Source organism: Micromonospora humida, assembly GCF_016901255.1.
Classification (GTDB): domain Bacteria; phylum Actinomycetota; class Actinomycetes; order Mycobacteriales; family Micromonosporaceae; genus Micromonospora; species Micromonospora wenchangensis.
On the sequence record NZ_JAFEUC010000023.1, the window covers coordinates 1 to 15262 of the forward strand.

A 15262-nucleotide genomic window follows, 5' to 3' on the forward strand; every position below is an offset into this window, starting at 1 on the left:
CATCCGCCGCAACGCCATCCACAAGGGCAAATAACACCCCACCCCCACACCACCACGAACACCCACACCACACCGCCAGACCACCCTGCCCACACAACGGTCAAAACACGAGACGCGCCGCCCCCGACCCGTCAGGGTCGGGGGCGGCGCGCTGTGCGCCCAGCGGGCAGAATCACGGGGTGGACTGGTCCAGCACTGCCGGAGTGGTCACCCTGCCCAGCGGCGCGACCGTACGCGGGCGGCGGGTGGCCGATGCGGTGTCCCCGGCCGACTTCGCCCTGATCCTGGCCCCGGGCCCGACGCCCGCCTGGGCGCACCGGCGCATCCGGTGGCCCGACTTCTGGTTGCCGACCGACCGGGTCGACGCCCTGGACGCCTTCCGTGAGGCGCTGCGCCGCGCCCACGCCGGCGACCGGGTGGAGGTGGCCTGCCGGGGCGGGATCGGCCGGACCGGCACCACCCTCGCCGCCCTGGCGATCCTCGACGGGGTGCCGGCCGGCGACGCCGTCCGGTGGGTCCGTGACCGCTACCATCCGAAGGCCGTCGAGACCCCCTGGCAGCGCGCCTGGCTGCGGCGGCTCCCCGACCACTGACCCTGCCGCCCGCCCCCGCCGGTGACCCGCCGCCGACGGGGGAGCGGCCCCGCTCAGCGGGGGGCGACGTACTCGCGCAGGTGTCGGGCGGTGAGGGTGTCACCGTGGGCGACCAGGTCGGCGGGGGTGCCGGTGAAGACGATCCGGCCGCCGTCGTGGCCGGCACCGGGACCCAGGTCGACGATCCAGTCCGCGTGCGCCATCACCGCCTGGTGGTGCTCGATGACGATCACGGTGTTGCCGGCGTCGACCAGCCGGTCCAGCAGGGCGAGCAGTTGGTCCACGTCGGCCAGGTGCAGGCCGGTGGTCGGCTCGTCCAGGACGTAGGTGGCCGCCTTCTCGGCCATGTGCACGGCCAGCTTGAGCCGTTGGCGTTCCCCGCCGGACAGGGTGGTCAGCGGCTGCCCCAGGGTCAGGTAGCCGAGGCCCACCTCGGTCAGCCGGTCCAGCACCACCCGGGCCGGGCCGGACGGGAAGAACTCCCGGGCCTCGGTCACCGACATGCCGAGCACCTCGCTGATGTTGCGGCCGCGCAGCGTGTAGGCCAGCACCTCGGGGGTGTACCGCCGTCCCTCGCACGCCTCGCAGACGCTGGCGACGGCCGCCATCGTCGCCAGGTCGGTGTAGACCAGCCCGATTCCCTTACAGGTCGGGCAGGCGCCCTCGGAGTTGGCGCTGAACAGTGCGGCCTTCACCCCGTTGGCGCGGGCGAACGCGGTGCGGATCGGGTCGAGCAGGCCCGTCCAGGTCGCCGGGTTGCTGCGCCGGGAACCCCGGATGGGGGACTGGTCGACCACCACGACGCCGTCGCGGCGGGGCAGCGATCCGTGGATCAGTGAGCTCTTGCCCGAGCCGGCCACCCCGGTGACGACGGTGAGCACCCCCAGCGGCAGGTCGACGTCGACGTCGCGCAGGTTGTGCAGGTCGGCTCCCCGGATCGCCAGGTGGCCGGTGGGTCGGCGGAACGCCGTCCGCAGGGTGACCCGGTGGTCGAGGTGCCGGCCGGTCAGGGTGTCGGAGCGGCGCAGCCCGGCGACGTCGCCGGTGTAGCAGATCCGCCCGCCGGCCGCGCCCGCGCCCGGACCCAGGTCGACGACGTGGTCGGCGATCGCGATCGTCTCCGGCTTGTGCTCGACGACCAGCACCGTGTTGCCCTTGTCGCGCAGCCGCAGCAGCAGGCCGTTCATCCGGGCGATGTCGTGCGGGTGCAGCCCCACCGTCGGCTCGTCGAAAACGTACGTGACGTCGGAGAGGCTGGACCCGAGGTGGCGGACCATCTTCACCCGCTGCGCCTCGCCACCGGACAGGGTGCCGGACTCGCGGTCCAGGCTGAGGTAGCCCAGGCCGATCTCCACCATCGAGTCCAGGGTGTCGCGCAGGTCGGCCACCAGCGGGGCCACCGACGGTGCGTCGATCCCGCCGACGAACTCGGCCAGGTCGCTGATCTGCATGGCCGCGCACTCGGCGATGTTGCGGCCGGCGATCCGCGAGGACAGTGCCGCCGCGTTGAGCCGGGCCCCGCCGCAGGCGGCGCAGGTGGCGAAGGCGACCGTTCGGTCCACGAAGGCGCGGATGTGCGCCTGCATGGACTCCCGGTCCTTGGCCAGGTAGAGCCGGCGGACCTTTACCACCAGCCCCTCGTACGTCCAGCTGTTGGCGCCGACCTTGATCTTCGTGGCCGGCTTGTGCAGGAAGTCCTCCCACTGCTGCGGGGTGAAGTCCTGGAGCTTCACGTCCGGGTCGAACAGGCCGGACCCGACGATGGTCTGCCAGTACCAGGAGTCCACGGCGAAGTTCGGCACCAGGATCGCCCCGTCGTTGAGCGAGCGTTCCACGTCCACCATCGCCGACACGTCGAGGTCGGAGACCCGGCCCAGCCCTTCGCAGGTCGGGCACATGCCCTCGGCGAGGTTGAAGCTGAACGCCCCGGCCCCGCCGACATGCGGCTCACCGAGCCGGCTGAACAGGATCCGCAGCAGCGCGTACGCGTCGGTCGCGGTGCCGACGGTGGAGCGGGAGTTCGCCCCCATCCGTTCCTGGTCGACCACGATCGCCGGGGTCAGGTTCCGCAGCGAGTCGACGTCGGGGCGGGACAGGTTCGGCATGAACGACTGGAGGAAGGCACTGTAGGTCTCGTTGATCAGGCGGCGGGACTCGGCGGCGACGGTGCCGAACACCAGGGAGGACTTCCCCGAGCCGGAGACCCCGGTGAAGACGGTGAGCCGTCGCTTGGGTATGTCGACGGAGACGCCGGTGAGGTTGTTCTCCCGGGCGCCCCGTACCTCGATCACGTCGTGGCGGTCGGCGGCGGACTGCGCTGGTTGCTCCATACCTTCGATTTTCTCATTCCCGCTCACGTAGAGACTTTCTCCGCAGTTCACGCGTCCACGGCCCGGCTATATGGCGAGAAGTCTCAAACCACGTGACAACCACTAGGGTGGGCGGGAACGCGAGCGGTGGGGAGAGGCCCGGTGACAGGGGAGCGACGGTGGCGGCTGGTCGACGTCGCGGCCAGCGCCGGCATCTCCACCCAGCAGGTACGCAACTATCTGGCCGACGGGGTGCTGCCGCCGACCGACCGCACCCCGAGCGGCTACCGGATCTTCACCGACCGCCACGTCCGGGCCCTGGCGGTGGCCCGTCGGATGGCCGAGGGGCACGGCTGGGCGCGTACCCGGGAGGTGCTGGCGGCCGTGCACCGGGGTGAGCTGCCGGCGGCGCTCGCCGCGCTCGACGCCGGGCACGCCGAGCTGGACCGCGAGCGGGCCGAGATCGCCCGGGTGCTGGGCGCGTTCGAGACGGTGCTGGGCAGCCGGCCGGCGGCCGTGCCCCGCCGGGACGCCCGGATCGGCGAGGTGGCGGCCCAGGTGGGTGTGCGGACCTCGCAGCTGCGCCTGTGGGAACAGCGTGGCCTGCTCCGTCCGCACCGGCAGCCGGGCACCGGCTACCGGGTGTACGACGTGGCCGAGGGACGGGCGGCGCAGGTGGTGGCGCTGCTGCGCCGGGGCGGCTACCCGTTCGACATCATCACGGCGGTCCTCGACGAGCTGCGCAGCACCGGCCGGCCGGACCGGGTCCGGGCCGAACTCGCCCGGCGGGAGCAGGAGCTGAACCGGCGCAGCCTGCGCCGGCTGCGGGCCTCCGCCGCCCTGCACGACTACCTGGACGGGACCGGCACCTGAACCGCACGGCGGGGTAGCACCAACGCGCTGCGGAGGCCGTGCACAGCCGGACGGCCCGGCGGATGATCCGCCGGGCCGTCGGTGCGCAAAGAGGTCAGTTCAGCCCGCAGGCGGCGAAGTTGTCGAGGTTGGGGCGCTGTGCGCCGACGCGGTTGAAGGCGATCTCGATGCGGTCGAGGGCGGCCTTGCGCTTGTCCTCCAGGGGGCCGAGGATGGCGTTGTTGATGAAGTTGGCGCCGCCCTGGGGGTTGGCGGCCTGCTGGGCGAGGCGGGCGTTGGCCTCGCTGATCTGCTTGTCGAGGTTGGCCAGTTCGGCCTGGACGTTCGCGGCGGCCTGGGCCGGTACGGCGGGGATCTGCGGCGTCGGGCAGTTCACCGTCCGGGCGGCACCGGCGTTACCGTTGCCCGCGTTGCCGTTCCCGGCGTTCCCGTTCCCGGCGTTCCCGTTGCCGCCGTTGCCGTTGCCGGCACCCGCGTTGCCGTTGCCGGCGTTGCCCGCACCCGCGCCGTTGAGCCCGCAGGCGGCGAAGTTGTCGAGGTTGGGGCGCTGTGCGCCGACGCGGTTGAAGGCGATCTCGATGCGGTCGAGGGCGGCCTTGCGCTTGTCCTCCAGGGGGCCGAGGATGGCGTTGTTGATGAAGTTGGCGCCGCCCTGGGGGTTGGCGGCCTGCTGGGCGAGGCGGGCGTTGGCCTCGCTGATCTGCTTGTCGAGGTTGGCCAGTTCGGCCTGGACGTTCGCGGCGGCCTGGGCCGGTACGGCGGGGATCTGCGGCGTCGGGCAGTTCACCGTCTGGGCGGCGGCAGTGGTGTTGTTCCCGCCGGTGGCGGCGTTGCCCGCCTTGACGGAGCTGTTCAGCGCGCTGGCCACACCCGGGGCGTTCAGGCCGCAGGTGGCCAGGGCGTCCAGGTTGGGTCGCTGGGCGCCGGCCCGGTTGAAGTTGATCTCGATGCGGTCCAGCACCGCGACCCGCTTGCTCTTCAGCGGGCCGAGGATGGCGTTGTTGATGAAGTTCGCACCGCCCTGCGGGTTGGCCGCCTGCTTCGCCAGCCGCTCGTTCTGCCGGGCGATCTCCTCGTCCAGGTTGGCCAGTTCCCGCTCCACCCCGGCGGCAGCCGACGCGGGGACCGCCGGCAGCTTGTCCCGTACCGTCGGGCAGTTGACGGTCTGCGCGGCGGTGCTGCCGGTGTTCTCACCGGCGGAGGCGAGTTGCAGACCGCCGCCCAGCAGCAGCACCGCCAGGGCGCCCACTCCGCCGAGCTTGAGGACGGCATTCTTCCGCATTGGCCTGGCCATGTACCTCTCCTCTGATCTCCGGCGGGTCGCGACGGCGTAGCGTGCGGTGCCCGACGGTGGCTGGGGTCAAGGCGGACCGGATGTCCGACGCCCGGCATTGGCGTCCGCCCCGATCCGTCCTTGCGGCGATGGATACGGGGACCGGCAGAAGATCGTTCAAGAATTCTCGTGAGCTTCCGGTCGCTCTCGGTGAATGATGAAGAAATCCCAGGTCAGTGAGGGTGGGAGCGGTTCCATCGGCGCGCGATGGAGGCGATTTCGGCTACCAGTGGTCACTGGTCGATGATCCAGGGTGACGAAAGGGATTCCCGTCGGGTCGGTCGCGCCCCCTGGGGAACCTGGTTGCCGCCTCGGTAGGGTGCCTCACCATGAGAGCCCGGGTCCTGGCCGCCGGCGTCGCGGCCGTACTCCTCACCGGTGTGCCGGCCATCCCCGCCACCGCGGGCGGTGCGGCCCGCGCCGGGTCGGCCGCCGCCGTCGTCGTGCCGTGCCCGAAGCTGCCGACGCCGAAGGTGACCCGACCGCCCCGGCCCACGCCGCCCGCGGCCGTGCCCGAGCAGCAACGGGTGGGGGGCGAGGCGCTGGCCACCCCCGGGCTGACCGTGCCGCCCGGTGCGCCCGCGCCGCCGCCGGTCACCGCGACCTCGTGGCTCGTCGCCGACCTGGACACCGGGGCGGTGCTCGGCGGCTGCGGCCCGCACGAGTACGGCACCCCGGCCAGCGTGCAGAAGCTGCTGCTGGCCGCCACCATGCTGCCGAAGCTGAACCCGAAGCAGGTCGTCACGGTCACCCGACCCGACCTGGACATCGAGCCGGGCAGTTCCGCCGTCGGCCTGCTCGACCGTGGCCGCTACCCGGTCGAGACCGTCTGGCTCGGCCTGCTGCTCCAGTCCGGCAACGACGCGGCGAACCTGCTGGCCCGCCTCGGTGCGGGCAGCGCCGCCGCCGGGGTCCGCGAGATGAACGCCGAGGCACGCCGGCTCGGGGCGTTGCAGACCCGTGCGGTGACCCCGTCCGGGCTGGACGGTCCGGGCCAGTTCACCAGCGCGTACGACCTGGCGCTGATCGCCCGGGTCTGCTTCGCCGACCCCACCTTCCGCCGGTACGCCCTGACCGAGCGCACCCAGATCCCGGCCCAGCCGGCGTTGCGCAAACCCGGCTTCCAGATCCAGAACGAGAACCAGCTCATCTACCGGTACCCGGGGGCGCTGGGCGGGAAGACCGGCTTCACCGACCTCGCCCGGCACACCTACGTCGGGGCCGCCGAGCGCGGTGGACGACGACTGGTGGTGACCCTGCTCGGGGCGGAGGCCCGCCCGGTACGCGGCTGGGAACAGGGGGCGCGGCTGCTCGACTGGGGCTTCGGCCTGCCCCGGGACGCCTCGGTGGGGCGACTGGTCGAGCCCGGTGAGCTGACCACCGCCAGCCCGTCGGCCCCACCGGCCGCCCCGGTGGCCGCCGCGCCGGCCGCCTCCCGCCCGACGGCGGGCGCACCGCACTGGCTCGGCGGGGCGGTGGTCGGCGGGGCGGCCGGGCTGGTCGGCCTGCTGGCCGTCCTGCTCGCGGTCGGCCGTCGGCGGCGGACCCGCCGCCGGGTCCGACGGCGGGTCGCCTGGGACTGACGGCGACCCGTTGCGCCGGGGAGCACCGGCGCGCGTCGACGGTCACGACCCGCCCGGATCGGCGTCGACAACCGGTGCGAGCCTCCATAGACTCCGGTCGTTCCGGTACCCGCCGTCTCTCCGGTACCACGAGTCCAGGAGGACCATCAGTGTCGAGTGAACCCCGACCGTCCGCCGCCGGGTCGCGCCCCCACGGCCGGCTGGCCCGCCTCGCCGGGGCGGCCCTGGCCTCGGCCGCGCTGGTCGTCGCCGGTGGCACCGCCGCCGTCGCCGCGCCCGCCGACGGGCCGACCGCCGCCCGGACCACGAAGGGGCCGTGCGCGTACACGTCCACGCCCGACGAGCCGCCGGCCCGGCCGGTGCCGCTGCCGCCCGACCCGCGTCGGACGCCCGACGACGGCACGGTCCGGGTCACCCTGCGCACCAGCCAGGGGCCGATCGGGCTGACCCTGGACCGCGAACAGGCCCCGTGCACCGTGCAGAGCTTCCTGCACCTGGCGAAGCACCGGTTCTACGACTGGACGCCCTGCCACCGGCTGACCGCGTACCCGACGCTGCAGGTGCTCCAGTGCGGCGACCCGTCCGGCACCGGTGAGGGCGGGCCGGGCTACCGCTACCGCGACGAACTGCCCACCGACCTGCCGCCCGCGCCGACCGACCCCACCGGGGTGCGCCGACTCTACGCCCGGGGCACGCTCGCCATGGCCAACGCCGGGCCGGACACCAACGGCAGCCAGTTCTTCCTGGTCCAGTCGGACTCGGCGCTGCGCCCCAACTACACCGTCTTCGGCAGCATCGACGCGGCCGGGCTGAACACCCTGGACAAGATCGCCGCCGGTGGCATCGCGCCCACCCCCGAAGACCCCGCGCCGGTGGACGGCGCCCCGGCCCTGCCGGTGCAGATCCACCGCGCGATCCGGGGCCACTGAACGACGCCGGCCGGCCCGTCGCGGGGCCGGCCGGGGGATGACGCCGGGTGGGGGCGGTCAGCCGCCCCCACCCGACGATCAGCTCTGCTCGCCTGCCGCCCGGGTCCGGTCGGCGTCCGCGTCGGTCGTGCCGACCGGCACGCCGTCGCCGTCGCGGGCGGCGTCGGACAGGTCCACCTCCGCGCCGGCACGGGCGGCGTCGGCGCGGGCGTCGTCGGCACCCACCACGGGACGGGTGTCGACATCGTCGACGTCGACCAGGTCACCACCGGCCGCGAGGCCGATCGGGGCGTAACGGGGGTCGGTCATGGTCTCCTCCTTCACCGGGGCCTACCCTCCGCTACCCCCATCCACCCCCGTCGACACCTCCCGCCGCCCGGCGGCATGCTAGTGGCCGGTCCGCACCCACCGGGTGGGTTTCGCCGGATCGCCGGACCGGCGGGGCGGGCGTCACTACCTTCGTCAGCGTGAGAGTTCGGGGACGTACCGCCGCCGCCATCGCCGCCCTGCTGCTGTCGCCGGTCGTCGCACCCGCCGGTGCGGCGGACGCCGCCGGGGCGGTCACCACCGGCCCGTGCGCGCCGGTGCCGGCCGTGTCCCGGCCACCCCGACCGGTCCCGCCCCACACCGACCCCGCCGCCCGCGTGGTCGGCGGCCCCGCCCTGGCCACCACGGGGCAGGTCCGACCGGCCGGGACACCCCGGCCACCCGCCGTGCCGGCCGTCTCCTGGCTGGTAGCCGACCTGGACAGCGGCGACGTGCTCGGCGGCTGCGGCCCGCACGAGTACGGCACCCCCGCGAGTGTGCAGAAGCTGCTGCTCGCCGCGACCGTGCTGCCGAAGCTCGACCCCCGCCAGACGGTCACCCTCACCCCCGGCGACCTCGACATCGAGCCGGGCAGCTCCGCCGTGGGCTTCGCCGAGGGCGGCCGGTACCGGATCGAGACCCTCTGGTTGGGCCTGCTGCTCAAGTCCGGCAACGAGGCGGCCAACGCGCTGGCCCGACTCGGCGGCGGCCCCGACGGGCTGCCCGGTGGGCTGCGGGCGATGAACGAGCACGCCCGGCAGCTCGGCGCGTTGCAGACCCACGCGGTGACCGCGTCCGGGCTGGACGGGCCGGGCCAGTTCACCAGCGCGTACGACCTGGCGCTGATCGCCCGTGCCTGCTTCTCCGACGCCACCTTCCGCCGCTACGACACCACCCGGGAGACGATGATCCCCGCCCAGCCGGCGCTCGGCGAGAAGGCGTTCCCGATCCAGAACGACAACCAGCTACTCGACCGCTACCCGGGGGCGCTGGGCGGCAAGACCGGCTACACGGACCTGGCCCGGCACACCTACGTCGGTGCCGCCGAGCGGGGCGGCCGGCGGCTGGTGGTCACCCTGCTCGGCGCGGAGGTGCTCGACAGACGGGGCTGGGAACAGGGCGCGGCCCTGCTCGACTGGGGGTTCGGGGTGCCCCGGGGCGCGGCGGTCGGCCGGCTGGTCAACCCGGGCGAGCTGACCGCCGGCCCGTCCGCGTCGGCCACCGCCACCCCGCCCGCACTGGCCGCCGCCGGGGGACCGGGCAGGCTCGACCCGGACGGTCACCCCTGGTCGCGTCCGCTGCTCGCGGTCTCCCTGGCCGCCGTCGTGGCCGGGCTCGCCGGGCTGCTGCTCGCCCTGCGGCACCGACCCCACCACGGACGCCGACAACGGTGAGAGCCGGCGCGGACCACCCCCGACGGGTGCTGCTCCGGTTGCTGGTCGCGGCGGCGGTACTGGCGACGGCGGGCTGTGGCCGGCCGCCGCAGCCCGCGCCGGTGCCGAGCGCCGCCATGCCCACCCCGAGCGGGCCGCGCGCCCCCGCCGACGTGGTGCTGCTGTCCGAGGTCGACCCGAGCATCGTCGTGGACATCCGCTACGCCGGCCCGCACAACTTCGTCGGCCGTCCGGTGGACGGCTACGACGAGCCGCTGTGCCTGCTCACCCGTACCGCCGCCGAGGCGCTGCGCCGGGTGCAGGACGCCGCCCGCGCCCAACGGCTGAGCCTGCGGGTGTACGACTGCTACCGGCCGCAGCGCGCCGCCGACGAGTTCGTCCGCTGGGCGAAGGACCCCGCAGCGCAGCAGACGAAGGCGGAGTTCTATCCCCGGGTGGCCAAGTCGAGGCTGTTCGCCGACGGCTACCTCGGCGCGCCCACCGCGCACAGCCGGGGCAGCACCCTCGACCTGACCCTGGAGCCCCGCCTGGCCCCGCCCCGTGCCTCGTACGCCCCGGGCCAGCCGCTGGTGGCCTGCACCGACCCGGCCGACCGGCGGTTCGCCGACGGCACCCTCGACATGGGCACCGGATTCGACTGCTTCGACCCGCTCGCGCACACCGCCGACCCCCGGGTGACCGGTACCGCCCGAACCAACCGGGGCCTGCTGGAACGCCTGATGACCGAGGAGGGTTTCGTCAACTACGACCGGGAGTGGTGGCACTACCGGTACGCCGACGAGCCCTACCCCGACACCTACTTCGACTTCCCGGTGGCCCGCGCGTCCCTGCCCCGCTGAGCGGTCCGGTCGCCGGCTCCGGGGTCGGGCCGCCGACCGCCGGTCGGGGTAACTGCGGTGGGTCGGCGGCGGTAGGCCGCTAGGCTGCCCGACGGCTCCCGGCCGCCCGCCCGGGGCGGTCCCGTCCCGTGAAGGACCCGACATGACCACCGAACGGATCGGCCCGCCGCTGCTCGCCGGGGAGCGGGAGACGCTGCGTGCCTTCCTCGACTTCCACCGGGCCACCCTCGCCATGAAGTGCGAGGGCCTGACCGACGAGGAACTGCGCCAGCGGGCCGTGCCGTCGTCGCAGCTGACCCTGCTCGGCCTGCTGCGGCACCTCGCCGAGGTGGAGCGCGCCTGGTTCCGGCGGGTGATCGACGCGCAGGACGTGCCGCTGCTCTGGTCGGACACCGGCGACTACCAGCAGGCGTACGACCCGAGCGGGTCCACCGGGGCGGAGGCGTTCGCGGCGTGGCAGCGGGAGGTGGAGCACTCCCGGCGGATCGAGCGGGCGGCGGCCTCGCTCGACGTCACCGGTCACCAGGCGCGTTGGGGCGAGGACGTGTCGTTGCGCCTGGTGATGCTGCACATGATGCACGAGTACGCCCGCCACAACGGCCACGCCGACCTGCTGCGGGAGGCCGTCGACGGCAGCGTGGGCGTCTGACCCGCCGACCCGGCCCGGCTCAGCCGGCGGCCGGTCGGGTGCGCAGCGGCAGCCAGGCCAGCACGTCGCGGATCGTGGCGTCCCAGTACGGCCAGTCGTGGTCGCCGGGGGAGAAGTCCACGGTCACCGGCACGCCCCGGCCCCGGGCCGCCGCGACGAAACGTTCGTTGTCGTCGTAGAGGAAGTCCTCGGTGCCGCAGGCGACGTAGAGCGGGGGAGTGTCGGCCCCGGCGCGACCGACCAGCGCCACGGTGTCGTCGTCGGGACCGGCGGTCGGGGCGTCGCCCCAGACGGTGTGCCAGACGTCCGGGTCGAGCGGACGGTCGGGGGCGTGGCGGCGGTGGGCGACGTTGAGCGCCCCCGACAGGCTGGCCGCGGCGGCGAACCGCTCCGGCTGCCGCAGCGCCCACTTCACCGCCCCGTAGCCGCCCATCGACAACCCGGCGACGAAGGTGTCCTCCCGGCGCTCGGAAAGCCGGAAGAACGACCGGCAGACCTGCGGCAGTTCGTCGGTGAGGAACGTCCAGTACCGGTTGCCGTGCGTCTCGTCGGTATAGAAGCTGCGCCCGACCTGGGGCATCACCACGGCCAGACCCAGCGACGCCACGTAACGCTCGATCGCGGTCTGGCGGGTCCAGGCGGTGTCGTCGTCGCTGAGGCCGTGCAGCAGGTAGAGCACCGGCGGGCCCGCGTCGGCGGGCGTCGGCCGTGCCGGGTCGGGTTGCGGCAGGATCACCGTCATCGACGTGCTCATGCCCAGGGCCTCGGAGTCGAACTCGCACCGCATCAATGCCATGGCCGACCGTACCGCGTGCCGGCCCCGCCGGACACGACGTCGCCGCCAGCGGCCCTAGGCTGTCGCCATGCCCGCCGAGGACGCCGTGATCGACCTGGACGCGCACCGGAACGAACCCGTCGGGCCGACCACCGGCCGCGTCCGGCGTACCGCCCGGCCCGGGATAGTCCTCGGCCTGGTGGCCGCCTTCGCGGCCGGCGTCGTGCTGGGCGGCTGGGGCGTCGACCGGTCGCGGGAGGCCCGTGCCCGGCAGGAGCGGGACGCGACGGTCGCGCTGGTGGCCGTCGCCACCGGAACGAGCGGAGGCGGCGTGAACTCCGGGGGCCGAGCCCGGATCGAAGGGTCGCTGGCCGTGGTCAACGCCGGGCCGTCCCCGATCACGGTACGGTCGGTGCGGGCGGAGAGCCCCACCACGGTCATCCGCGATCTCGGCCGGACCCGGCTGATCCGGGCCGGCGGCACCGGCTGGATCGACGTGGTGGTGCTGTTCCAGTGCGGGGAGCCGGCCACACCGGAGCCGCTGTCGGTGCGGTTCTCCGTGCAGACCGCCGACGGGCAGGTCAGGGAGGCCCGCTACCCGGTCGCCATCGTGGGCAGCGTCTGGCTCGACATGCTCCCCATGATCTGCGGGCCTCGATAGCCGGAACGTCAGCGGCGCGAACGTGGATATCCGTTTGCGGCGGTGCGGGCGTGCACCTAGGTTCAACGGCAACGTCACACCGACCCACCGGGGAGCACACCGTGTCGCCGTACCTCAGCACCGAGACCACGCGGTCCCAGCCGCGCGGCGGCGTGCTGTTGCCAGCCGGCGAACGAACCCGGGGTTGTCGGTGGCGATCGGGGTGGCGGCGCGGATAGCGCCGGCGCGACCTGCGCAGCCGCCCACCCCACCAGGGGACCGGGCGGCTTTTTCGATCCCCGACACCCGCCGAGGGGTGTAGCTCAATGGGTAGAGCACCGGATTCCAAACCCGACGGTCGCAGGTTCGAATCCTGTCACCCCTGCTCCCACGAACGAGGAGAACGACCATGGCATTCACCCCGCTGCCGGGCACGAAGGCGCCGGTACGGGTCTGGACCGACCCGTACGGCATCGAGCCGCAGGCCGCGCAGCAGTTGCGCAACATCGGCGCGCTGCCCTGGGTGCAGGGCGTCGCCGTGATGCCGGACGTGCACTACGGCAAGGGCGCCACCGTCGGCTCGGTGATCGCGATGCGGCAGGCCGTCTCGCCGGCCGCCGTCGGGGTGGACATCGGCTGCGGGATGAGCGCGGTCCGCACCTCGCTCACCGCCGCCGACCTGCCCGACGACCTCGCGTCGCTGCGGTCGGCGATCGAGGCGGTGGTGCCGGTCGGTTTCGCCAAGCGGGACGACCCGGTCGACCCGCGTCGGGTGCGGGGCCTGGAGCAGCGCGGCTGGGACGACTTCTGGGCCCGGTTCGCCACCCTGGACCGCCGGGTGGCGCAGCTGGAGAGCCGGGCCCGGCACCAGCTCGGCACCCTCGGTGGGGGCAACCACTTCATCGAGGTCTGCGTCGAGCAGGACGGCCCGGACGCCGGGCAGGTCTGGTTGATGCTGCACTCCGGTTCCCGCAATATCGGCAAGGAGCTGGCCGAGCGGCACATCGGGGTGGCCCGTGCCCTGCCGCACAACGCCGACCTGCCCGACCGGGACCTGGCGGTGTTCCTCGCCGGCACCCCGGAGATGGACGCCTACCGGCGGGACCTGTGGTGGGCGCAGGAGTACGCGCGGCGCAACCGGGCGGTCATGCTGGCCCTGCTCTGCGGCGTGGTGCGGGACGCCTTCCCGCAGGTCAGCTACGGGGAGCCGATCTCCTGCCACCACAACTACGTGGCGGAGGAACACTACGACGGGGTGGACGTGCTGGTGACCCGCAAGGGGGCGATCCGGGCCGGCCGGGGGGACCTGGGCATCATCCCGGGGTCGATGGGCACCGGGTCGTACATCGTGCGGGGGCGGGGGAACCCGGACGCGTACTGCTCGGCGTCGCACGGGGCCGGGCGGCGGATGTCGCGGGCGCAGGCGAAGCGGACGTTCACCGTTGACGACCTGGCGGGGCAGACCGCCGGGGTGGAGTGCCGCAAGGACGCCGGGGTGGTCGACGAGATCCCCGGCGCGTACAAGGACATCACCGAGGTGATGGCGCAGCAGGACGACCTGGTCGAGGTGGTGGCCCACCTCAAGCAGGTGGTGTGTGTGAAGGGTTAGACCGGCCGACGCCCCCGGGCGTCGGCCGTGAGCCCCGGTGGCGCAGCGGACAGCGCGCCGGTCTACGAAACCGGAGAGCCCAGGTTCGAATCCTGGTCGGGGCACTCTCCGCCCCGCTGCCGTGCGACCGCGCGGTGGCAGGGGGCGGAATAGTCTTCACGTCATGAGTGGTACGCACCAGGGCTCCCGGGACCAGGCGAATCCCCTGCGCCAGCTTCGGCTGGACCAGCTGCGGCGACGGACGAGCGTCAAGTGGCGGGAGTACCCGGACGACGTGCTGCCGCTCTGGGTGGCGGAGATGGACGTGCCGCTCGCCGAGCCGGTCGCGCGGGCCATCACCGACGCCGTCGCGCTCGGGGACACCGGCTATTCTGCCGGCACGGCGTACCCGGAGGCGCTGGCGGAGTTCGCCAGGCGTCGGTGGGGCTGGGACGGGCTGGCCGTGGAGCGGACCGCGCTGGTGCCCGACGTGATGCACGGCGTGGTCGAGGCGTTGCGGCTGCTCACCGGGCCCGGTGACGCGGTGGTCGTCAACTGCCCGGTCTACCCGCCATTCTACGGGTTCGTCGGGTACGCCGGCCGCCGGATCGTGGAGGCACCGCTCGGCGACGACCTGCGGATCGACCTCGGCACCCTGGAAGAGGCGTTCCGGGTGGCCCGCTCCGGCGGGCGACCGGCGGCGTACCTGCTCTGCAACCCCCACAACCCGACAGGCGTCCTGCACACCGCCGACGAGTTGACCGCCGTCGCCGCGCTGGCCGGGCGGTACGGGGTGCGGGTGGTCGCCGACGAGATCCACGCCCCGCTGGTCGGCGTGGGAGCGCGCTTCGTGCCGTACCTCTCGGTGCCCGGAGCGGAGCACGGCCTGTCGCTGATGTCCGCCTCCAAGGGGTGGAACCTGGCCGGTCTGCGGGGTGGGCTGCTCGTCGCCGGCCCGGCCGCCGCCGGGGACGTCGCCCGGGTTCCCTTCGAGGTCAGCGTCGGCACCAGCCACCTCGGGGTGATCGCGCACACCGCCGCGTTCCGGGACGGGGGCGACTGGCTCGACGCGCTGCTGGCCGGCCTGGACGACAACCGTCGGCTCCTCGCCGCGCTGCTCGCCGAGCACCTGCCGGCCGTCCGGTACCGACCCGGCCAGGCCACCTACCTCGCCTGGCTCGACTGTCGAGGGCTGGGCCTCGGCGACGATCCCGCCGCCGTCTTCCTGGAGCGGGGCCGGGTGGCGCTCAACTCCGGTCTGGCCTTCGGCACCGGCGGCGTCGGCCACGTCCGGCTGAACCTGGCCACCTCCCCGGAGCTGCTCACCGAGGCGGTACGCCGGATGGCCACCGCCGTCACCTGAGCGCCGCGGCTGCGGGGACGCGTCGAAGACCCGCTGCCCCATCCCATACGGAGCCGTCTGGCGTCAATCCTCCACTCTGGAGTTCTGG

General features: G+C 73.9%; 14 protein-coding genes and 2 tRNA genes. 12 read left to right on the plus strand and 4 right to left on the minus strand.

Translation table 11 applies throughout. The features are described from left to right. Positions 1-179 precede the first annotated feature (179 nt). Positions 180-593, plus strand: coding sequence for a protein-tyrosine phosphatase family protein (locus JQX11_RS31140; protein WP_204928496.1), 414 nt, complete (start codon positions 180-182; stop codon positions 591-593). A 53-nt stretch (positions 594-646) separates the two neighbouring features. Here JQX11_RS31140 and JQX11_RS31145 read toward each other — a convergent pair whose 3' ends face one another. Beyond that, positions 647-2923, minus strand: coding sequence for an ATP-binding cassette domain-containing protein (locus JQX11_RS31145; RefSeq protein WP_204928497.1), 2277 nt, complete (start codon positions 2921-2923; stop codon positions 647-649). A gap of 141 nt (positions 2924-3064) precedes the next feature. Here JQX11_RS31145 and JQX11_RS31150 point away from each other — a divergent pair, with 141 nt between their 5' ends. Then, a complete protein-coding gene (locus JQX11_RS31150) occupies positions 3065-3775 on the plus strand; it encodes a MerR family transcriptional regulator (RefSeq protein WP_204928498.1) in 711 nt (236 codons plus the stop codon). A gap of 94 nt (positions 3776-3869) precedes the next feature. Here the strand turns inward: JQX11_RS31150 and JQX11_RS31155 are convergent, their stop codons facing one another. Continuing rightward, positions 3870-5069, minus strand: a complete 1200-nt coding sequence (locus JQX11_RS31155; RefSeq protein ID WP_204928499.1) for a hypothetical protein — start codon at positions 5067-5069, stop codon at positions 3870-3872. Between the two features lie 368 nt (positions 5070-5437). On the opposite strand from JQX11_RS31155, the gene JQX11_RS31160 reads away from it, so the two are divergent. Next, positions 5438-6691 (plus strand): D-alanyl-D-alanine carboxypeptidase family protein, encoded by a 1254-nt coding sequence (locus JQX11_RS31160; RefSeq protein WP_204928500.1) that lies wholly within the window; start codon positions 5438-5440, stop codon positions 6689-6691. Positions 6692-6840: 149 nt separating this feature from the next. Then, positions 6841-7620: a peptidylprolyl isomerase gene (locus JQX11_RS31165; RefSeq protein WP_307826461.1), complete on the plus strand. Its 780-nt coding sequence runs from the start codon at positions 6841-6843 to the stop codon at positions 7618-7620. Between the two features lie 78 nt (positions 7621-7698). Here the strand turns inward: JQX11_RS31165 and JQX11_RS31170 are convergent, their stop codons facing one another. Continuing rightward, a complete protein-coding gene (locus JQX11_RS31170) occupies positions 7699-7929 on the minus strand; it encodes a hypothetical protein (RefSeq protein ID WP_204928501.1) in 231 nt (76 codons plus the stop codon). 158 nt (positions 7930-8087) lie between these two features. Here JQX11_RS31170 and JQX11_RS31175 point away from each other — a divergent pair, with 158 nt between their 5' ends. The 3 genes from JQX11_RS31175 (at position 8088) to JQX11_RS31185 (ending at position 10808) form a co-directional block, all read left to right on the plus strand. Continuing rightward, positions 8088-9320: a D-alanyl-D-alanine carboxypeptidase family protein gene (locus JQX11_RS31175; protein ID WP_204928502.1), complete on the plus strand. Its 1233-nt coding sequence runs from the start codon at positions 8088-8090 to the stop codon at positions 9318-9320. Further along, entirely contained in the window at positions 9317-10159 is an 843-nt protein-coding gene (locus JQX11_RS31180; protein ID WP_307826462.1) for a M15 family metallopeptidase, read from the plus strand. Before JQX11_RS31175 ends, JQX11_RS31180 begins: the two co-directional genes overlap by 4 nt. A 142-nt stretch (positions 10160-10301) precedes the next feature. Continuing rightward, positions 10302-10808: a DinB family protein gene (locus tag JQX11_RS31185; RefSeq protein WP_204928503.1), complete on the plus strand. Its 507-nt coding sequence runs from the start codon at positions 10302-10304 to the stop codon at positions 10806-10808. A gap of 19 nt (positions 10809-10827) precedes the next feature. On the opposite strand, the gene JQX11_RS31190 is transcribed toward JQX11_RS31185, so the two are convergent. After that, positions 10828-11604 (minus strand): alpha/beta hydrolase, encoded by a 777-nt coding sequence (locus tag JQX11_RS31190; protein WP_204928504.1) that lies wholly within the window; start codon positions 11602-11604, stop codon positions 10828-10830. A 67-nt stretch (positions 11605-11671) separates the two neighbouring features. Here JQX11_RS31190 and JQX11_RS31195 point away from each other — a divergent pair, with 67 nt between their 5' ends. The 5 genes from JQX11_RS31195 to JQX11_RS31215 all read left to right on the plus strand — a co-directional run bounded on the left by JQX11_RS31195 (position 11672) and on the right by JQX11_RS31215 (position 15174). Continuing rightward, the gene (locus JQX11_RS31195; RefSeq protein WP_204928505.1) at positions 11672-12244 is read left to right on the plus strand and encodes a hypothetical protein; all 573 of its coding nucleotides are present in this window, start codon (positions 11672-11674) and stop codon (positions 12242-12244) included. 291 nt (positions 12245-12535) lie between these two features. Beyond that, positions 12536-12608 (plus strand) — tRNA-Trp (locus JQX11_RS31200). 24 nt (positions 12609-12632) lie between these two features. Beyond that, complete coding sequence (locus JQX11_RS31205) at positions 12633-13832, plus strand: RtcB family protein (RefSeq protein ID WP_204928506.1); 1200 nt, start codon at positions 12633-12635, stop codon at positions 13830-13832. Between the two features lie 31 nt (positions 13833-13863). After that, positions 13864-13936: transfer RNA gene (locus JQX11_RS31210), tRNA-Arg, on the plus strand. Between the two features lie 59 nt (positions 13937-13995). Further along, complete coding sequence (locus JQX11_RS31215; RefSeq protein WP_204928507.1) at positions 13996-15174, plus strand: MalY/PatB family protein; 1179 nt, start codon at positions 13996-13998, stop codon at positions 15172-15174. Positions 15175-15262 lie beyond the last annotated feature (88 nt).